We start from the raw sequence: 21102 nt of genomic DNA on the forward strand, positions 1-21102 counted from the left end.
CATGACCAGATATCTCATTCGCCGGATTCCGACGGCCGTCGTCGTTCTGCTCGCCGCCTCTCTGCTCGTGTTCGCCGTGCTCCGGCTCATCCCCGGAGGTCCGGAATCGGCTCTGGCGGGTCCCGACGCCGGGCCGGAGCAACTCGCCGCCATCCGTCATGACCTCGGACTCGACCGTGGCTTCTTCAGTCAGTATTGGGCATGGATCAGCGCCCTGGTCACCCTCGACTTCGGAACCAGCTACCAGGTGGGCGGCGACATCGGCGATCTGATCTCCTTCGGCCTCACCAACACCCTCGTGCTGACCGCGGCTGCGACCACGGTGGCGGTGAGCCTCGGGCTGGCGTTGTCGCTGAGCGCCGTGATCTGGCGAGGACGGGTACTCAACGCGGTCCTCACCGGGATCAACGCGGTCGCGATAGCGTTGCCCACCTTCGTGGTCGGCACTGTCCTGATCGCCCTCTTCGGCATCCGCTGGCGAGTACTGCCCGCAGGCGGCACCCCGCCCAACGGACTCACCGACGACCTCGGGATCACCGCGCAGTATCTGCTGTTGCCCGCCCTCACCCTCGGGCTTCCCGCCGGGGCGATGCTGGCGCGGTTCCTCACCGAAGCCCTGCGGACCGAACTCGCACAGCCGTACGCCACCACTGCGATCGCCACCGGCGCGACCCGTCGTGATGTCGTCCTCAAGCACGCTCTGCGCAACGCGCTGCCGTCCACCGTCACCGCTTTCGGTCTGATCGTCGGCGCATTGCTCGGCGGGGCGGTGCTCGTCGAATCGATCTTCGGTTGGCCGGGGCTCGGGTTGCTCACCGAAGAGGGCATCTCCGCCCGCGACTACCCCCTCGTCCAGGTGCTCGTGCTCCTGTCGGTCACCGCGTTCGTGCTGATTCAGCTCGCCGCCGACGTCGTACACGCCTGGCTCGACCCTCGAATCCGACTGGCAGGTGCACAGTGACTCGTTCTTCCGACGCCCGACCATCCGACCCCAGGCCCGGGGTGCTGATACCGCAGCCACCATCCAGTTCGTCCGGCGAAGCCCTGCCCGTCGGTCCGGGACTGCTGCCGGAGGCACCCGCAGACCGTGACGAGACACGCGCGCGGCTGCCGCTCTACCGGAGCCTCCTACGCGGCTCCGGCCTCGTCGGGACCGTTCTCGTCCTCGCTGTCGTCGCCGCCGGGGTATTCGGTCCCCTTTTCCTCTCGCACGGCGCCGACCAGCAGATCGAGGGTGCGTATCTGCTTGCGCCCAGCGCCGATCACTGGTTCGGCACCGACGACGTGAACCGCGACGTCCTCGCACGCACTCTCGTCGGCATCCGCGTGGACCTGCTCATCATTCTCATCGCCGTCCCCATCGGTGCCGCCCTCGGCACGCTCGTCGGGCTTGTGTCGGTCACCGTGCCGCTCGCCGACAGCGTCGCGCAGCGCGTCTTCGACGTGATTCTCGCTTTCCCGGCGCTGATCCTCGGCATCGCGCTGGCCGCGATCCTGGGTCCCGGCGCGCTCACGGTCGGCATCGTCATCGCGGTCGCCGAGATCCCCGTCTTCGGCCGACTGGTGCGGACCTCGGTACTGCGAGTACGCGAGCAGCCGTATGTCGAAGCAGCGCGGGTCAGCGGCGCCGGGACCGGACGGATCCTGCTGCGGCATGTGCTGCCGAACTCGGTGGAGGCGCTCGGCGTGCAGTTCGCGCTGTCGCTGTCGCTCGGGGTCTTCATCGAAGGTGCGCTGGGCTATCTGGGGATCGGCGTCGTCCCATCGACTCCGTCGCTCGGCGGCCTCATCGCCGCCGGAAACAACTACCTGGAGACCAATCCGTGGTTCTCGCTCGGACCACTGTTCGTCATCTCCGCTCTCGTACTCGGGCTCTACCTGATCGCCCAGTCGATCTCGAACGACAGAAGGAACCTCCGATGACCGCCGCGTCCTCCCCCGCCGTACCCGTACCGTCCGTTCCTCCGGCCCTGGAAGTGACCGACCTGCACGTGCGGTTCGCCTATCCGCGTCCGGCGGTCTCCGGAATCAGCCTCCGCGTCGATCGCGGCGAAATCGTCGCTCTCGTAGGAGAATCCGGATCGGGCAAGACCATGACCGCACGGGCCGCGATCGGTCTCCTGCCCGACGGTGCGACGGCCACCGGTTCGGTTCGGGTCGACGGACGCGAGATTCTCGGTCTTCCGGAGAAGGACCTCGCTCGCCTTCGGGGCGACCGCGTGGCCATGGTCTTCCAGGAACCGCAGACCGCGCTGAACCCGGTCCAGACCATCGGCTGGCAGCTTCGCCAGGCGCTCACCCGGCACAGCGGTCTGTCCCGGGCGGCGGTGCGCGCCAGGGCCGTGGAACTGCTCCGACTCGTCGACCTACCTGAACCGGAGGTCCGTGTCGGCTATTATCCGCACCAGCTATCCGGCGGCCAGAAACAGCGTGTGGTCATCGCACTCGCGCTCGCCGGCGACCCGGCCCTGCTGCTCGCCGACGAGCCGACCACAGCCTTCGACGTCTCGGTGCAGCGAGAGATCCTCGAACTCCTCGTCCGTCTCCGCGAGCGCACGGGCGCAGGCATTCTGCTCATCACGCACAACCTCGGTGTCGTCGCCGAGATCGCTGACCGCGTAGTGGTGGTGCAACTCGGGGAGACGGTGGAGACCGGCGACGTGGGACGGATCTTCGCCGAGCCCTCCGCACCCTACACACGCCAGTTGCTGGCCGCCGTTCCGCGCTTGGACACCGCGTCGCGGGACAGCAGACGCCACGCCGCGCACGGACCGACGCCGGTCGTCGTGGTCGACGGCGTGACCGTCGAGCATCCGGGATCGTTCGGGTCGAACCCGCACGTAGCGCTGTCGGACGTGTCGCTGGTGGTCGAGTCCGGTGAGGTGGTCGGGGTGGTCGGCGAGTCCGGCTCCGGAAAGACGACCCTCGGGCGAGCCATCGGCGGCCTGCTGCCCCTGGCCGGCGGCCGTATCCTGCTGGATGGCGACGATCTCGCCGAACTCTCCGGCAAGGACCTCCGAGCAGCGCGGCGCCGCATCGCCTTCGTTCCGCAAGACCCGACCGCCTCTCTCGACCCGCGCTTCACCGTCGCCGAGTCCATCCGTGAGCCGCTGGAGATCCAAAGGATCGGGGACCGCCGCTCACGCGCGGCTCGGGTCGCCGAACTGCTGTCGGCCGTGCACTTGCCGACCTCGTTCGCCTCTCGCCTGCCATACGAGTTGTCGGGTGGTCAGCGTCAGCGCGTCGCCCTCGCCCGTGCGCTCTCGACGGACCCCAAACTCCTCATCGCCGACGAGCCGACGAGCGCGCTGGACGTCTCCGTCCAGGCCCGCGTATTGGAGCTGTTCGCACAGTTGCAGGCCGACATCGGCTTCGCGGCACTGTTCATCAGCCACGACCTCGCCGTCGTCCGCCAGGTGTCCGACCGCGTGACCGTCCTCAAGGCCGGGCGTGTCGTCGAGTCCGGCAGTGCGACAAGGATCTTCGTTCAGCCCGCCACCGATTACACCCGCACTCTGGTGCACGCGGTCCCCGCCCCCGACCCCGAACGAGACCGCCTCGGCCGCGAGCTGCTGCCCGCAACCTCGTAGCCCAGACCGCGCCGCGGCCCCCTCACACGAACCCCGCCGTATCAACACAGTCCACACCTGCGGGAAGCCGATCGCCGTCCCCCGAGGCTCGTCGAGTAGGCGAGCGAGCGCAGCGAGCACGCCGTGTCGAGACCGCTCTGCTCCCACCGTGTGGTGGTTTCGACTCGCTTCGCTCGCTCAACCAGCCTAAGAGGGGTGCGCGCTCAACCAGCCTACGGGAACCGCTCTCCGACTCCCTCGAGGTTTGTCGAGTAGGCGGGTGAGCGCAGCGAGCACGCCGTATCGAGACCGCTCTGCCCGTCGTGTGGTGGTTTCGACTCGCTTCGCTCGCTCAACAAGCCTAAGAGGGGTGCTCGCTCGACCGGCCTGGAATCTCCGGCTCCCTCGAGGTTTGTCGAGTAGGCGGGTGAGCGTAGCGAGCACGCCGTATCGAGACCAGCCTGCACCCCTCGTGTGGTGGTTTCGACTCGCTTCGCTCGCTCAACCAACCTGAAGAGTGCGCGTTCGCGGTCCGTCAGGCGCGCCATACCCCAGACACCACCCGCCGGCCGGGGGTCACGTCCCGGGAAATGGGTTGAGCCCCGATCAGACGGTGTCTGATCGGGGCTCAACAAGTTGTGTTCGGCGGTGTCCTACTCTCCCACACCCATTACAGTGCAGTACCATCGGCGCAGGTGGGCTTAGCTTCCGGGTTCGGAATGGGACCGGGCGTTTCCCCACCGCTATAGCCGCCGTAACAATATGAAACCATCCACACCACAACCCCTCACCAGAGTTGTGGTTTGTGTGTTGTTTCAGAAGTACATAGTGGATGAACGAGCAAACATTCTGTGTGCGTGTACGCAATCACCGAAACCGACTCACACAACCTCGTGATTCGTTGAATCCGAAAAAAGAATTGTTGGTGAGTGTTGTTGGTAAGTCCTCGGCCGATTAGTACCGGTCACCTGAACACATTACTGTGCGTACAGTTCCGGCCTATCAACCCCATCATCTGTAGGGGGCCTTACCCCACCCGAAGGTGGGTGAGAAACCTCATCTTGGAACAGGCTTCCCGCTTAGATGCTTTCAGCGGTTATCCCTTCCGAACGTAGCTAACCAGCAGTGCTCCTGGCGGAACAACTGGCACACCAGAGGTTCGTCCGTCCCGGTCCTCTCGTACTAGGGACAGGTTTCCTCAAGTTTCTACACGCGCGCGGCGGATAGAGACCGAACTGTCTCACGACGTTCTAAACCCAGCTCGCGTGCCGCTTTAATGGGCGAACAGCCCAACCCTTGGGACCTACTCCAGCCCCAGGATGCGACGAGCCGACATCGAGGTGCCAAACCATCCCGTCGATATGGACTCTTGGGGAAGATCAGCCTGTTATCCCCGGGGTACCTTTTATCCGTTGAGCGACACCGCTTCCACACGCCGGTGCCGGATCACTAGTCCCGACTTTCGTCCCTGCTCGACATGTACGTCTCACAGTCAAGCTCCCTTGTGCACTTACACTCAACACCTGATTGCCATCCAGGCTGAGGGAACCTTTGGGCGCCTCCGTTACACTTTAGGAGGCAACCGCCCCAGTTAAACTACCCACCAGGCACTGTCCCTGAACCCGATCAGGGTCCGAGGTTAGAAGCCCAATACGATCAGAGTGGTATTTCAACAACGACTCCACCCACACTAGCGTGCCGGCTTCACAGTCTCCCACCTATCCTACACAAACCGCACCGAACACCAATACCAAGCTATAGTGAAGGTCCCGGGGTCTTTTCGTCCTGCCGCGCGTAACGAGCATCTTTACTCGTACTGCAATTTCGCCGAGCCTGTGGTTGAGACAGCAGAGAAGTCGTTACGCCATTCGTGCAGGTCGGAACTTACCCGACAAGGAATTTCGCTACCTTAGGATGGTTATAGTTACCACCGCCGTTTACTGGGGCTTAAATTCTCAGCTTCACCACCCCGAAAGATGATTAACCGGTCCTCTTAACCTTCCAGCACCGGGCAGGCGTCAGTCCGTATACATCGTCTTACGACTTCGCACGGACCTGTGTTTTTAGTAAACAGTCGCTTCTCTCTGGTCTCTGCGACCACCACCAGCTCACACCGAAAAAGTGATCACCGGTCGTGGTCCCCCTTCTCCCGAAGTTACGGGGGCAATTTGCCGAGTTCCTTAACCACAGTTCACTCGATCGCCTTAGTATTCTCTACCTGACCACCTGTGTCGGTTTGGGGTACGGGCCGTGTACCAACTCACTAGAGGCTTTTCTCGACAGCATAGGATCACCGAATTCACCACAACGGCTACGCATCACCTCTCAGGCTCAAAAAGACACGGATTTGCCTATGTCTCACCCTACAGGCTTACACCAACTATTCCACCAGTTGGCCCGGCTACCTTCCTGCGTCACCCCATCGCTTGACTACTACACCCAAGGTCCCACGCAGCCACCATCAGAGAAATCCGAAGAAATCAACGACAGCTTTTGGATGGTTAGTACAGATGATTCATCACTGGGCGCGGATACACGGGTACGGGAATATCAACCCGTTGTCCATCGACTACGCCTGTCGGCCTCGCCTTAGGTCCCGACTCACCCTGGGCGGATTAACCTGGCCCAGGAACCCTTGGTCATCCGGCGGACAAGTTTCTCACTTGTCTTTCGCTACTCATGCCTGCATTCTCACTCCCACACCCTCCACAACTGGATCACTCCGCTGCTTCCACGGATGCAGGACGCTCCCCTACCCACCCACACCACTACACACCCACCCGCAGGCAGGCATGGATGAAATGTGTGAGTGCCGCGGCTTCGGCGGTGTACTTGAGCCCCGCTAAATTGTCGGCGCAGAATCACTTGACCAGTGAGCTATTACGCACTCTTTCAAGGGTGGCTGCTTCTAAGCCAACCTCCTGGTTGTCTCAGCGACCCCACATCCTTTTCCACTTAGTACACGCTTAGGGGCCTTAGCCGGCGATCTGGGCTGTTTCCCTCTCGACTACGAAGCTTATCCCCCGCAGTCTCACTGCCACGCTCTCACTTACCGGCATTCGGAGTTTGGCTGACGTCAGTAACCTGATAGGGCCCATCGGCCATCCAGTAGCTCTACCTCCAGTAAGAAACACGCAACGCTGCACCTAAATGCATTTCGGGGAGAACCAGCTATCACGGAGTTTGATTGGCCTTTCACCCCTACCCACAACTCATCCCCTCCATTTTCAACTGAAGTGGGTTCGGGCCTCCACAACCTCTTACAGCTGCTTCACCCTGGCCATGGGTAGATCACTCCGCTTCGGGTCTAGACCCAGCGACTCACACGCCCTATTCAGACTCGCTTTCGCTACGGCTACCCCACACGGGTTAACCTCGCCACTGAGCACTAACTCGCAGGCTCATTCTTCAAAAGGCACGCCATCACCCACCACCCAAAGGTGCGCAGGCTCTGACGGATTGTAAGCGTCCGGTTTCAGGTACTATTTCACTCCCCTCCCGGGGTACTTTTCACCTTTCCCTCACGGTACTAGTCCGCTATCGGTCACCAGAAAGTATTTAGGCTTACCGGGTGGTCCCGGCAGATTCACAGCAGATTCCACGAGCCCGCTGCTACTTGGGAACAATCGAAGCCAGTCAACACGCTTTCAGCTACGGGACTCTCACCCACTACGGCAGACCATTCCAGGCCACTTCACCTAACATGTCGATTTATCACTGACCCACCGCACGGCAGCACGATGAACGATCACCCCACAACCCCACACGCACAACCCCTGCCGAGTATCACATACGCATGGTTTAGCCTCCTCCGCTTTCGCTCGCCACTACTCACGGAATCACACTTGTTTTCTCTTCCTGTGGGTACTGAGATGTTTCACTTCCCCACGTTCCCTCCACACCCGCTATACATTCACGAGTGGGTAACACCACATCACTGGTGCTGGGTTTCCCCATTCGGACACCCTCGGATCACAGCTCGTTTGACAACTCCCCGAGGACTATCGCGGCCTACCACGTCCTTCATCGGCTCCTGGTACCAAGGCATCCACCGAACGCCCTCAAACACTTACAACAACACCCACAAACACACCCCACACACCAAACAGTGCCCGAGACGCGAATGCGGACAACAAACAAAAACAACGATCACAACACGCGATCGCACAAACCAGAATCGAAATTGCAGAACACACAAACCCAACAACAACAAATGCTGCCGGGCTAGATGCTCGCATCCACTATGCACTTCTCAAACAACACACACCCACCACCCCCAACACCCCACACTCCGGGGCGGAAAACAGTGAGCACCAAGACAACCCGCGCAGAACGCGTGTTCCCTCAGAACCCCGATAGTGTGCTTCGTCCACAACCGCAATCACTCACGGTCGACCACCCGCCGGCCCGCCCGCATCTCGCAGGCCACCGACAAACAAATGATGGATTCTTGTGTTTCACCCATGAACAAACACCGACCCGATACACATTCGGCACCAGCATCGACGTGTTGTTTGCTCCTTAGAAAGGAGGTGATCCAGCCGCACCTTCCGGTACGGCTACCTTGTTACGACTTCGTCCCAATCGCCGATCCCACCTTCGACAGCTCCCTCCACAAGGGTTAGGCCACCGGCTTCGGGTGTTACCGACTTTCATGACGTGACGGGCGGTGTGTACAAGGCCCGGGAACGTATTCACCGCAGCGTTGCTGATCTGCGATTACTAGCGACTCCGACTTCATGGGGTCGAGTTGCAGACCCCAATCCGAACTGAGACGCGCTTTAAGGGATTCGCTCCACCTCACGGTCTCGCAGCCCTCTGTACGCGCCATTGTAGCATGTGTGAAGCCCTGGACATAAGGGGCATGATGACTTGACGTCATCCCCACCTTCCTCCGAGTTGACCCCGGCAGTCTCCTGCAAGTCCCCGGCATAACCCGCTGGCAATACAGGACAAGGGTTGCGCTCGTTGCGGGACTTAACCCAACATCTCACGACACGAGCTGACGACAGCCATGCACCACCTGTACACCAACCACAAGGGGGGCCGTATCTCTACGGCTTTCTGGTGTATGTCAAACCCAGGTAAGGTTCTTCGCGTTGCATCGAATTAATCCACATGCTCCGCCGCTTGTGCGGGCCCCCGTCAATTCCTTTGAGTTTTAGCCTTGCGGCCGTACTCCCCAGGCGGGGTACTTAATGCGTTAGCTACGGCACGGAACTCGTGAAATGAGCCCCACACCTAGTACCCACCGTTTACGGCGTGGACTACCAGGGTATCTAATCCTGTTCGCTCCCCACGCTTTCGCTCCTCAGCGTCAGTTACTACCCAGAGACCCGCCTTCGCCACCGGTGTTCCTCCTGATATCTGCGCATTTCACCGCTACACCAGGAATTCCAGTCTCCCCTGTAGTACTCAAGTCTGCCCGTATCGCCTGCACGCCTGCAATTGAGTTGCAGAATTTCACAGACGACGCGACAAACCGCCTACGAGCTCTTTACGCCCAGTAATTCCGGACAACGCTCGCACCCTACGTATTACCGCGGCTGCTGGCACGTAGTTGGCCGGTGCTTCTTCTCCAGGTACCGTCACTTACGCTTCGTCCCTAGCGAAAGAGGTTTACAACCCGAAGGCCGTCATCCCTCACGCGGCGTCGCTGCATCAGGCTTGCGCCCATTGTGCAATATTCCCCACTGCTGCCTCCCGTAGGAGTCTGGGCCGTGTCTCAGTCCCAGTGTGGCCGATCACCCTCTCAGGTCGGCTACCCGTCGTCGCCTTGGTAGGCCATTACCCCACCAACAAGCTGATAGGCCGCGGGCCCATCCTGAACCGCAAAAGCTTTCCACCACCAACCATGCAATCAGTGGTCCTATCCGGTATTAGACCCAGTTTCCCAGGCTTATCCCAGAGTCCAGGGCAGATCACCCACGTGTTACTCACCCGTTCGCCACTCGAGTACCCAGCAAGCTGGGCCTTTCCGTTCGACTTGCATGTGTTAAGCACGCCGCCAGCGTTCGTCCTGAGCCAGGATCAAACTCTCCAACAAAAAATGCAGAAACCACAAGATTTCAACACAAAGCCAGAAAACAGAACCTGACCAAATCCAAAAAACTGACATGGTAAAAAATTCATCCAAAAACACTCACCAACCCCCAAAAGGGCCGGCAAGCACAATCTGTCCAAAAATCTCCCACGCCACAAAACAAAAAAATAGTGGCACAAGAAATCCAAAACACACTATCGAGTTCTCAAAGAACACACACCCACCAGAACCAACCCCCACAAACAAGGGCCGAACACCAGCAGACATCTGCAATTATCTGTCAGCCACCCCGTCTCCGGAGCAACCTCACCAGCCTAACACAATCCTCCAGACACCCACCAATCAGTGATCCCTCACAGGACTCACCGAATAGTCGAAGCTTTCAGACCCGATTCGGCCGACCCCGCACAAGAACACCGCGACCGAAATCGCGGCGATCAGAGTAAGGGGACGTCGTCGCGGCCGGGCCGCTCTGACTCCGAATAAGTTACGCACAGATGGACGTGAGGTCAAATCGCCGCAGGTGTGACCTGCGACAAGTTCTTGGCGCAGTGGTGGGGGGAACGGCGCAGGGCGGCCCGGCCTTTCGGCCGGACCGCCCTGTTGGGGTGTTTTGGTGGGGGATCTCGATGCGCTCCCCCGCTTCGCTCCTCCGCTTACTCGATGAGCCTAGAAGGACATTCGCTGGGCCTGGGAGAAGTACTCGACGAGCCTCGGAGAAGTTCGATGAGTCTGGACGTATCAGCGGCCCCGCGTCGCTACCGCTGCGCGACCGTCGTCGGGAGGATCGGCGACGGGAGCTGGGTGGAACCCATCAGGTACGCGTCGGCGCCGGCGGCGGCGGACCGTCCCTCGGCGATCGCCCAGACGATCAGCGACTGTCCGCGTCCGGCATCGCCCGCGACGAACACGCCGGGGAGTCCGACCGCACCGAAATCGCCTCCGCGGGCCACATTGCCTCGAGCGTCGTAGGTGGCTCCGAGCTTGTCGAGCAGATCGCCGCGCTCCGGGCCGACGAAGCCCATCGCGAGCAGCACCAGGTCCGCCTTCAATTCGAAGTCCGTGCCCTCCACCTTCTCGAAGCGGCCGCCGGTCATCTTGACCTCGTGGGCCTTGAGCGCGGTGACCTTGCCGTTCTCTCCGACGAACTCCTCGGTGTTCACGCTGTACACGCGCTCGCCGCCCTCTTCGTGAGCGGACGAGACCCGGTACATCAGCGGGTACGTCGGCCACGGAGTCGATTCGGCACGCTCGATCGGCGGCTTGGGCATGATCTCGAACTGGTGCACCTGCGCGGCACCCTGGCGCAGCGAGGTGCCGAGGCAGTCCGCGCCGGTGTCGCCGCCGCCGATGATCACGACGTGCTTGCCCTCCGCCGTGATCTGGCCGTCCACCACGTCACCGTGCTGGACGCGGTTGGCCTGCGGCAGGAACTCCATCGCCTGATGGATGCCGTCGAGCTCGCGTCCCGGAATCGGGAGATCACGGCCGATGGTGGAACCGTTGGCGAGGACCACCGCATCGAAGTCGCCGCGGAGTTGCTCCACCGTGACGTCGACGCCGACGTTGACTCCGGTACGGAAGACGGTGCCTTCGGCCTCCATCTGCTCGAGCCGGCGGTCGATGAACCGCTTCTCCATCTTGAACTCGGGAATCCCGTATCGGAGGAGACCGCCGATCCGGTCCGCGCGCTCGAAGACGGTCACATCGTGGCCGGCACGCGTGAGTTGCTGTGCGGCCGCCAGTCCGGCGGGTCCCGAACCGACCACGGCCACCTTCTTGCCCGTGCGCTGCGTGGGGATCACCGGAGTCACCGTCCCGTCGCCCCAGGCCTTCTCGATCAACTCCACCTCGACCTGCTTGATGGTCACGGCGGGCTGATTGATGCCCAGCACGCACGACGCCTCGCAGGGCGCCGGACACAGCCGTCCGGTGAACTCCGGGAAGTTGTTGGTGGCGTGGAGTCGGTCCATGCCTGCGTCCCACTGGTCGCGGTACACCAGATCGTTCCACTCGGGGATCAGGTTACCGAGCGGGCATCCGTTGTGGCAGAACGGAATTCCGCAGTCCATACAGCGGCTCGCCTGCGTCTGCAGGGTGCCCTTGTCGAACTCGGTGTACACCTCTTTCCAGTCGAGCAGCCGCAGTTCGACGGGCCGGCGGACCGGCGTCTCCCGCTCGGGGTGCTTGAGAAAACCTCTCGGATCAGCCACGTGCCGCCTCCATGATCGCTTCGTTCACATCTCGTCCGGAGCGCTCGGCGGCGTCGATGGCGACGAGCACCTTCTTGTAATCGCGGGGCATCACCTTCACGAAGTGCCCGCGGGCGACGTCCCAGTCGTCGAGGATCGCCGCGGCGACCGGCGAACCGGTCTCGTCGCGATGCTCGGTGAGCAGGCCCGACAGCACGGTCAGATCGTCGGCGTCGAGCTCTTCGAGCTCCACCAGTTCGGTGTTCAGGTCGGCCTCGAACTCACCGTGCGGGTTGTAGACGTATGCGACGCCGCCGGACATGCCCGCCGCGAAGTTCCGTCCGGTACGTCCCAGAATCACGGCGGTACCGCCGGTCATGTACTCGCATCCGTGGTCGCCGACGCCTTCGACGACCGCCTGGACACCCGAGTTGCGGACACAGAACCGCTCGCCGACCACACCGCGCAGGAAGATCTTGCCCGCCGTGCCGCCGAATGCGATCACGTTGCCGCCGATGATGTTGTCCTCGGCCACGAATTCGGCGGGCGCGTTGCGCGGCGGCCGAACGACGATCTTGCCGCCCGAGAGCCCCTTGCCGACGAAGTCGTTCGCGTCGCCCTCGATGCGCATGGTGATACCGCGCGGGACGAAGGCGCCGAAGCTGTTGCCCGCCGAACCGGTGAAGTCGATGGAGATCGTCCCCTCCGGCAGTCCCTGGGCACCGTAGGCCTTGGTGACCTCGTGGCCCAGCATGGTTCCGACCGTCCGGTTCACGTTGCTGATCGGGGACGCCAGCGTGACGCGGGTGCCGGACTCGATCGCGGCCCGGGCCTTCTCGATCAGCTCGTTGTCGAGGGCCTTGTCCAAGCCGTGGTCCTGAGTGCCGGAGCAGTACAGGTCCTGGTTCATGAACGGAGACTCGGGCATCGTCAGAATCGGCGTCAGGTCGAGCTTGCCGGCCTTGTGGTTCTTCCAGTGTTCGAGCGCCTTGCGCGTATCGAGCGCCTCGAACCGTCCGACGGCCTCCTGCAGGGTGCGGAAGCCCAGGCGCGCGAGCAGTTCGCGCACCTCCTCGGCGACGTAGAGCATGAAGTTCTCGACGAACTCCGGCTTGCCGGAGAACCGCTCACGCAGCAGCGGGTTCTGCGTGGCGACGCCCACCGGGCAGGTGTCGAGGTGGCACACGCGCATCATGATGCAGCCCGAGACCACCAGCGGAGCGGTCGCGAAACCGAACTCCTCACCACCGAGCAGGGCGGCGATCATCACGTCGCGGCCCGTCTTCAGCTGACCGTCGACCTGCACCACGATGCGGTCGCGCAGACCGTTGAGCAGCAGTGTCTGCTGGGTCTCGGCCAAGCCGATCTCCCACGGGGCGCCGGCGTGCTTCAGCGAGGTCAGCGGGCTCGCACCGGTGCCGCCGTCGTGTCCGGAGATCAGGACGACGTCGGCGTGCGCCTTGGAGACGCCCGCGGCGACGGTGCCCACACCCAGTTCCGACACCAGCTTCACGTGGATCCGGGCCTGCGGATTCGCGTTCTTCAAGTCGTGGATCAGCTGAGCGAGATCCTCGATCGAGTAGATGTCGTGGTGCGGCGGCGGCGAGATGAGGCCGACGCCGGGCGTGCTGCCGCGCACCTCGGCGACCCACGGGTACACCTTGTGCGGAGGCAGCTGGCCGCCCTCGCCTGGCTTGGCGCCCTGCGCCATCTTGATCTGGATGTCGGTGCAGTTGCTCAGGTAGTGGCTGGTGACACCGAAGCGGCCGGAGGCGACCTGCTTGATCGCACTGCGGCGCCAGTCGCCGTTCTCGTCGTGGACGAAGCGGCGCGGGTCCTCGCCGCCCTCACCCGAGTTCGACCGGCCACCCAGACGGTTCATCGCGATCGCGAGCGTCTCGTGCGCCTCCGCCGAGATGGAGCCGTAGCTCATCGCGCCCGTCGAGAAACGCTTGACGATCTCGCTGGCCGGCTCCACCTTGTCGATCGGGATCGGGTCGCGGTCGCCGAAGTTGAAGTCGAACAGACCGCGCAGTGTGCCCAGCTTGGCGGCCTGGTCGTCGACCAGCTTGGTGTACTCCTTGAACACCGAGTACTGACCGGTGCGGGTGGAGTGCTGAAGCTTGAACACCGTGTCCGGGTTGAACAGGTGGTACTCGCCCTCGCGGCGCCACTGGTACTCGCCACCGACCTCGAGTTCGCGATGAGCGCGCTCGGCGGGACGCTTGGTGAACGCGAGAGCGTGACGCTGGGCCACCTCGTCGGCGATCTCGTCGAGCCCGATGCCGTCGAGCTGGCTGTTCAGACCCGTGAAGAACTCGTCGACGACCTCCTGCCCCAAGCCGATGACCTGGAACAGCTGAGCGCCGGTGTACGACGGCACCGTCGAGATGCCCATCTTGCTCATCACCTTCAGGACGCCCTTGCCCGCCGCCTTGATGTAGTTGGCGCGCGCGACGGCGAAGGTGGCCTCGTGGCTCATGTCCTCGGTCCCCGGGACGTCGAGGCTGCCCGACTCGAGCATGTCCTCGATGGTCTCGAAGGCCATGTAGGGGTTGATGCCGCTGGCGCCGAAGCCGACGAGCAGCGCCATGTGGTGCACCTCGCGGGCGTCGCCCGACTCGATGATGAGGCTGGCCCGGGTCCGGGTCCGCTCACGCACCATGTGGTGATGAACCGCCGCGGTCAGCAGCAGCGACGGGATCGGCGCGAGGGTCTCGTCCGACTCGCGGTCGGAGAGCACGATGATGCGGGCGCCGTCGGCGATGGCCGCCGACACCTTGCTGCGGACTCCGTCGAGTGCCCGACGCAGACCTTCGCCGCCCTCGGCGACCGGGTACAGACCGTGGATGTGCACGGAGGGGAAGCCGGTGGCCGGGTCGATCTCCACGAGCCGCGCCAGATCGTCGTTGTCGAGAATCGGCTGGCTCAGCACGATCTGCTTGGCCGAACCCGCGGCCGGGTTCAGCAGATCGCGCTCACCGCCGATGCGGCCGCCGAGGCTGGTGACCACCTCCTCGCGGATGGCGTCGAGCGGCGGGTTCGTGACCTGGGCGAACAGCTGCTGGAAGTAATCGAAGAGCATCCGCGGCCGGTTCGACAGGACGGCGACCGGGGTGTCGGTGCCCATCGAGCCCAGCGCCTCGCCGCCCGTCGCGGCCATCGGCGAGATGAGCAGCTTCAGATCCTCGGTGGTGTAGCCGAACATCTGCTGACGCAGCGTCACGCGATCGTGCGCCATGTGCTTGTGCGGCGGCGCGGGCAGGTCGGACAGTGCGACCTGGTTGGCGTCGAGCCACTCCTGGTACGGCTGCTCGCCGGCCAGCGAGTCCTTGATCTCCTCGTCGGCGACGATGCGGCCCTGCGCGGTGTCGACCAGGAACATCTTTCCGGGCTGGAGTCGCTGCTTGGCGACCACATCGGCGGGGTCGATGTCGAGGACGCCGACCTCCGACCCCAGAACCACGAGCCCGTCCTTGGTGACCCAGATGCGGGACGGACGCAGTCCGTTCCGGTCCAGGACGGCGCCGATGACAGTGCCGTCGGTGAAGCAGACCGACGCCGGTCCGTCCCATGCCTCCATCAGTGCCGAGTGGTACTCGTAGAACGCCCGATGCTCGGGCTTCATGTCCTCGCTGCGCTCCCAGGCCTCCGGGACCATCATCAGCACGGCGTGCGGCAGGGTGCGTCCGCCCAGGTGCAGCAGCTCGAGGACCTCGTCGAACCGTGCGGTGTCCGACGCGCCGGGAGTGCAGACCGGGAACACCTTGTCGAGGCTGTCGCCGAAGACGTCGGTCTTGATGAGCGACTCGCGGGCGCGCATCCAGTTCTCGTTACCGCTGACGGTGTTGATCTCGCCGTTGTGCGCGACTCGGCGGAACGGGTGGGCGAGAGGCCACGACGGGAAGGTGTTCGTCGAGAAGCGGCTGTGGACCATGCCGAGCGCGCTCTCCACACGCTCGTCCTGCAGGTCCAGGTAGAAGTCGCGCAGCTGAGGCGTGGTCAGCATGCCCTTGTAGACGAACGTCTGCCCCGACAGGCTCGGGAAGTAGACGGTGTCGCGGCCGGGGCCGTCCTGGCCGGCGCCCTTCTCGCCGAGCTCGTACTGGACGCGCTTGCGGACCACGTAGGCCTTGCGCTCGAGTTCCATGATCTCCGCGCTGGACGGTGTGCGCCCGCTCGCCTCGCTCCCGGCGAGCGCGAGGAAGACCTGCCGGAAGGTCGGCATCGCATCGCGCGCCAGTGCGCCGAGCGAGCTCTCGTCCACCGGCACGTCGCGCCATCCGAGGAGAGTGAGCCCCTCCGCGGCGATGATCTCCTCGACGCCCTCGACCGCCTCGGCGGCGTCGCCGGCCGACTGGGGCAGGAAGGCGATGCCGGTGGCGTACGAGCCCTCGGCGGGGAGGTCGAAGTCCACCACCTCGCGCAGGAAGCGGTCGGGGACCTGAATCATGATGCCCGCGCCGTCGCCCGTGTTGGGCTCGGCACCGGCCGCACCGCGATGCTCGAGGTTCACCAGGGCGGTGATGGCCTTCTCGACGATGTCGCGGCTGCGGCGACCGTGCATGTCGACGACGAACGCGACGCCGCATGCGTCATGCTCGTTGATCGGATCGTAGAGCCCGACGGGCCCCGGCAAGTGCTTCATGAATCTGCCTACTCCGCACGCGACGCTGCGTACTGATACGTACTGGAGAGAGTCCCGGGTCAGAGGTCAGTGCGAACCAGCGCACCGCCCGGGGATTCAGCTTCATTGCTGGCCCGCTCAGGTCGCAGGGGGTGACCCCTCGACGCAAAGCGCAGTACTTCAAGTATTCCACTCGGGCCCGGCTGAGGCAAAAAGTGGATACAGTCCCACTGTGTACACCACGTCACACGCGGGTGAAAGTCGCGCGTCACTGCGTGCCCGCGCCTTCTCGAGGTCGACGTTCGCCTCGCGGCCGCTGATGGCCGCGGCGGGGCGGAGTGTCCTGGCCAGTCCGCGGCTCCTGACGATGACCCGCCCGGGCGTCAACCGCGGCCTGTCGCTGCTGAGCCCGGTTCCGCGCGGCACCCGCATCACCCCGGTCCGCGAACTCACCAACTCCGGGCAGGTCCGCGGCGAGTGGGTTCACGGGCGCGGGCGAGCCGACGTCCCGGCACCGTCGACGGACGACACGATTCTCTATTACCTGCACGGAAGCGGATACGTGATCTGCTCGGCGCGCACCCATCGCGGGCTGGTCGCACGGCTCGCCGGGCGCGCGGGGATCGGTGCGTTCAGCCTCGACTACCGGTTGGGTCCGGAGCATCGTTGGCCCAGCGGCGGCGACGACACCGTCCGCGGATACCGCTGGCTGCTCGATCAGGGGTTCGACGCCGGGCAGATCATCGTGGCCGGCGACTCGGCCGGCGGCCACCTGGCGCTCGACCTCCTGGCCGCCAATCACTCCGACGGCGTGCCGCAACCGCGGGCGATGGCACTGTTCTCGCCGCTGTACGACCCCACTTTCCAGCTCGCACGAGATCTGGCCGACCGCGGCGTCCGAGACCCGATCATCGACGTCGGCGCGGCGGTGACCTTCCTCGGTCTCTACACCGCGGGCGCCGATCCCGACCATCCGCGGATGCGGATCAAGCTCTCCCCCGCGATGGACCTGCCGCCGACCCTCATCCAGGTGGGCACGCGAGAGATCATGGCCGACGACGCCCGCACCGTCCACCGCAGGCTGCTCGACGCCGGTGGACTGTCGGAGCTGCAGGAGTGGCCTGGTCAGGGGCATGTCTTCCAGATGTTCCCGTACTTCTCCCCCGAGTCGGAGCGGGCCGTGGGCGCGGCCGCTGAGTTCATCTCGCGGCAGCGCCGCCGATAGCGGACGCCACGCGGCGACCGATGTCCGTTTGTCGGGCACGTCTGCCGGACGGGCGATAGTGTCGAAGGCGGGGCCTCGGCAGGCGCCGAGCCCCGTACAGCCCGCACTCAACCTTCCTGGGAGGGTGATATGTCCGAGGAGACCACCAACTACACGACTACCGACTCCGGCGCTCCGGCCGGCAGCGATGAGCACTCGCTCACCGTCGGCCCCGGAGGGCCGATCGTTCTGCACGACCACTATCTGCTCGAGCAGATGGCCCAGTTCAATCGTGAACGCATTCCCGAGCGCCAGCCCCACGCCAAGGGAAGCGGCGCGTTCGGCACTTTCGAGACCACCGCCGACGTCTCGCCCTACACCTGCGCTTCGCTGTTCCAGCCGGGAGTGAAGACCGAGATGGTCGCGCGCTTCTCCACCGTCGCGGGCGAGCGGGGCAGCCCCGACACCTGGCGCGACCCCCGCGGATTCGCCCTGAAGTTCTACACCGACGAGGGTGTGTACGACATGGTCGGCAACAACACGCCGGTGTTCTTCATCAAGGACCCGATGAAGTTCCAGCACTTCATCCGGTCGCAGAAGCGGCGTGCCGACAACAATCTCCGCGACCACGACATGCAGTGGGATTTCTGGACGCTGTCGCCCGAGTCCTCACACCAGGTCACCTGGCTGATGGGCGATCGCGGCATCCCGCGCACCTGGCGGCACATGAACGGCTACAGCTCCCACACGTACCTGTGGGTCAACGCCGAGGGCGTCAAGCACTGGGTGAAGTACCACTTCATCACCGATCAGGGCATCGAGTTCCTGACCCAGGAGGAGGCCGACCGGCTCGCCGGGCAGGACAGCGACTACCACATGCGGGATCTGTACGAGTCGATCGATCGCGGCGATCATCCCACGTGGACGTTGAAGGTGCAGCTGATGCCGTTCGACGACGCCGCGGGCTACCGCTTCAATCCGTTCGATCTGACGAAGGTGTGGCCGCACGGCGACTATCCGCTGCACGAGGTCGGGAAGATGACCCTGCACACCAATCCGACGGACAATCACGCGCAGATCGAGCAGGCGGCCTTCGAGCCGAGCAACGTGGTCCCGGGAATCGGTTTCAGCCCCGACCGGATGCTCCTGGGCCGGGTCTTCTCGTACTCGGACGCACACCGCGCACGGCTGGGAGCCAACTACAAGCAGATCCCGGTCAACCGTCCGCGCAACGAGGTGCGCAGTTACTCGAAGGACGGGGCGATGCGGATCGATCCGGTCACCGACCCCGTGTACGCGCCCAATTCGAAGGGCGGTCCGGCCGCGGTGTACCCCGGACAGGCCGAACCGCAGTGGGCGGCCGACGGTGAGATCGTGCGCAGCGCCTACGTCGATCACCCGGAGGATGACGATGTGACGCAGCCCGGAACACTCGTCCGCGACGTGATGGACGACGCCGCGCGAAGCCGGTTGGTCGACAACGTGGTCGGTCACCTGCTCGACGGCGTCTCCGAGCCGGTCCTGTCCAGGGCTTTCGAGTACTGGCGGAATATCGACGCCGACACCGGTGCGGCGATCGAGGCGGGAGTGCGCGCGGCACAGTGATGCCGTCGTGGTAATCCTGGGCGTCGCCGGCCGAGTCATTCATCGAACAGAGAACTCGGCCGGCGGCGCATAGGATCGCCGCATGAAACGATTCCTGCTGTCGCTGGTGGCGCTCATCGCCACCGTGATCGGCGTCTTCTGGCCGCTGGTCGCGAACTCGGCGTCGTCGGGCGACGAGACCGTCGACACGGCCGTGATCACCGATTACCGCGCCGATTACGCCCTCGCGCGCGACGGCGAACTGGCCGTGGACGAGACGCTGACGGTCGATCTGCCGGAGGGCAAGCACGGGATCTTCCAATTCTGGGATGTCTCCGACGCGAACCCGGAGAACAAGGGCGTGCGTTACGAACCCCGCGACATCCGGATCACGATGGACGGGCAGGCGGTTCCGTTCGAGCTGGGTTCCGAGGAGGGCGGCAAGTTCGAGACGGCACGGATCGGCGACGCCGACACCCTCGTCTCACCCGGCGAGCACGTGTACCGGGTGTCGTACCGGATCGCAGACACCATCGCGGACGGCGACCCGGGCCGCTTCATCTGGCGCGTGGTGGGCAACGGCTGGCGAATGCGGATGGAGCGCTCCACCAGCACCGTCCACTTCCCCGAGGCGCCGACGTCGTTCGCGTGCAGCACCAACAACGGAACCGCGTGCCAGGTGTCGGAACCGGACCCGGCCACGCGAGTGGTCACCACCGGCCCGCTGGAACCGAACGTCGGCGTCGCGGTGAAGGCCGACCTGCCCTTCCCGGGTCCCGGCCGCGCACAGTTGCCGTGGTCGGTGTCGATGGACCCGATTCTGGGCACGTCGAAGGCCATGCCGATCGTCATCGTTCTGCTCTCGCTTCTGACGTTCGCCGGGGGCTTCTACTGGATGTGGCGCAGCCGGGAGCACGCGCCGCTGCTACCGGTCATGTACGAGCCGCCGGCCGACCCGCAGAAGCAGAGCCGCAAGCTCGGACCGGTCCAGACCTACTACGTCGCATACGAGGACATGCCCAAGAAGGCGCTGGTCGCCACCCTCTTCCACCTCGCCGAGCAGGGACACGTCCGGCTCGACCGGACGTCGAACAAGGACTGGACCGTCATCTCGCAGCTCACGCCGGAGCGGTTCGCCTCACTCGATCCCGCCGCCAACGCGGTGGTCGCGGCACTGGGCCTGTCGCACGAGGGCTCGACCTTCACCGCCGACGGGTCCAAGAACGCCGGACTGCGGCTGTCCACGGCGACCAAGGAGATGGACGCCGCGACCGCCAACTGGGGCACCGGGAGCGGAGCGCTGCGGGTCAGCCGCTCGGAGCTCGCTGGGCGCGTGGTCGTGGCGGCGGCGGTGGTCGTCGCAGCCGTGTTGATGATCTTCCAACTCCTCCCGGGCACGATCATGGCGCTGCCGTTCGCAGCGTTCGCGGTCGGCGGCGCCGGACTCTACGTGGCGGGGGTCGGCACCCGGCGTACGCGGCTGGGCCGTGAGGTGTGGTCGCGGGCCGGCGGTTTCGAGCGGCTCCTGTCGACTACGTCGAACCGGGAAAGACTCGACTTCTCCGCCCGCAAGGACCTCTTCACCAGCTACATTCCGTACGCGATGGCCTTCGACTGCGCCGACGCGTGGGCTGCCAAGTATCGCTATGCGACCGGGCAGGAACCGCCCGACCCGATCTGGTTCCCCGGCTTCTACATCGGCAGCTCGCATGCCCTGTTCGGCGGCGCCGGCTCCGGCATGGACAGCTTCGAATCGAGCCTCTCGTCGTCCCTGTCGGCGTACAGCTCGTCGCAGTCGTCCTCAGGCGGCGGCGGAGGATTCGGCGGCGGCTTCGGCGGCGGAGGCGGCGGTGGCGGAGGAGGCGGTTCGTGGTGAGCCCGTC

8 protein-coding genes and 3 rRNA genes are annotated in these 21102 nt (G+C 64.3%); 6 read left to right on the plus strand and 5 right to left on the minus strand.

The genetic code is table 11. From position 1 onward, the window contains the following. Window position 1: 1 nt before the first annotated feature. From ACE11G_RS17165 to ACE11G_RS17175, 3 genes are read left to right on the plus strand one after another with little or no spacing between them, the layout of a single operon-like run. Window positions 2–961, plus strand: a complete 960-nt coding sequence (locus tag ACE11G_RS17165) for an ABC transporter permease (protein ID WP_062367814.1) — start codon at window positions 2–4, stop codon at window positions 959–961. A gap of 41 nt (window positions 962–1002) precedes the next feature. Beyond that, complete coding sequence (locus ACE11G_RS17170) at window positions 1003–1923, plus strand: ABC transporter permease (protein ID WP_375004184.1); 921 nt, start codon at window positions 1003–1005, stop codon at window positions 1921–1923. Beyond that, complete coding sequence (locus ACE11G_RS17175; RefSeq protein ID WP_375003217.1) at window positions 1920–3590, plus strand: dipeptide ABC transporter ATP-binding protein; 1671 nt, start codon at window positions 1920–1922, stop codon at window positions 3588–3590. The genes ACE11G_RS17170 and ACE11G_RS17175 overlap by 4 nt, the downstream gene beginning before the upstream one ends. Window positions 3591–4209: 619 nt before the next feature. Here the strand turns inward: ACE11G_RS17175 and rrf are convergent. The 5 genes from rrf to gltB form a co-directional block, all read right to left on the minus strand. Then, window positions 4210–4326: ribosomal RNA gene (gene rrf, locus ACE11G_RS17180) — 5S ribosomal RNA — on the minus strand. Between the two features lie 177 nt (window positions 4327–4503). Beyond that, a 23S ribosomal RNA gene (locus ACE11G_RS17185) occupies window positions 4504–7644 on the minus strand. Between the two features lie 450 nt (window positions 7645–8094). Next, a 16S ribosomal RNA gene (locus tag ACE11G_RS17190) occupies window positions 8095–9615 on the minus strand. The 16S, 23S and 5S rRNA genes sit together here, the layout of an rRNA operon. Before the next feature lie 755 nt (window positions 9616–10370). After that, on the minus strand, window positions 10371–11825 hold the full coding sequence (locus ACE11G_RS17195) for a glutamate synthase subunit beta (RefSeq protein ID WP_006897966.1): 1455 nt from the start codon (window positions 11823–11825) through the stop codon (window positions 10371–10373). Further along, entirely contained in the window at window positions 11818–16452 is a 4635-nt protein-coding gene (gltB, locus tag ACE11G_RS17200; RefSeq protein WP_006897965.1) for a glutamate synthase large subunit, read from the minus strand. Before gltB ends, ACE11G_RS17195 begins: the two co-directional genes overlap by 8 nt. A gap of 211 nt (window positions 16453–16663) precedes the next feature. Here gltB and ACE11G_RS17205 point away from each other — a divergent pair, with 211 nt between their 5' ends. From ACE11G_RS17205 to ACE11G_RS17215, 3 genes are all read left to right on the plus strand, one after another. Then, window positions 16664–17656 carry an alpha/beta hydrolase gene (locus tag ACE11G_RS17205; RefSeq protein ID WP_375003220.1) on the plus strand — a complete coding sequence of 331 codons (993 nt, stop codon included), beginning with the start codon at window positions 16664–16666 and terminating at the stop codon, window positions 17654–17656. Window positions 17657–17785: 129 nt separating this feature from the next. Beyond that, a complete protein-coding gene (locus ACE11G_RS17210) occupies window positions 17786–19240 on the plus strand; it encodes a catalase (protein ID WP_006897962.1) in 1455 nt (484 codons plus the stop codon). A gap of 82 nt (window positions 19241–19322) precedes the next feature. After that, window positions 19323–21095, plus strand: a complete 1773-nt coding sequence (locus ACE11G_RS17215) for a DUF2207 domain-containing protein (RefSeq protein ID WP_006897961.1) — start codon at window positions 19323–19325, stop codon at window positions 21093–21095. Window positions 21096–21102 lie beyond the last annotated feature (7 nt).

This window comes from Gordonia sp. PS3, assembly GCF_041950545.1.
In the GTDB taxonomy this organism is placed as follows: Bacteria; Actinomycetota; Actinomycetes; order Mycobacteriales; family Mycobacteriaceae; genus Gordonia; species Gordonia sihwensis.

Excerpts from the sequence above, each read along its gene's own strand:
- ACE11G_RS17165 (WP_062367814.1), top strand. The coding sequence starts at position 2 with ATGACCAGATATCTCATTCGCCGGATTCCGACGGCCGTCGTCGTTCTG.
- ACE11G_RS17175 (WP_375003217.1), top strand. The coding sequence starts at position 1,920 with ATGACCGCCGCGTCCTCCCCCGCCGTACCCGTACCGTCCGTTCCTCCG.
- gltB (WP_006897965.1), bottom strand. The coding sequence starts at position 16,452 with ATGAAGCACTTGCCGGGGCCCGTCGGGCTCTACGATCCGATCAACGAG.
- ACE11G_RS17210 (WP_006897962.1), top strand. The coding sequence starts at position 17,786 with ATGTCCGAGGAGACCACCAACTACACGACTACCGACTCCGGCGCTCCG.
- ACE11G_RS17215 (WP_006897961.1), top strand. The coding sequence starts at position 19,323 with ATGAAACGATTCCTGCTGTCGCTGGTGGCGCTCATCGCCACCGTGATC.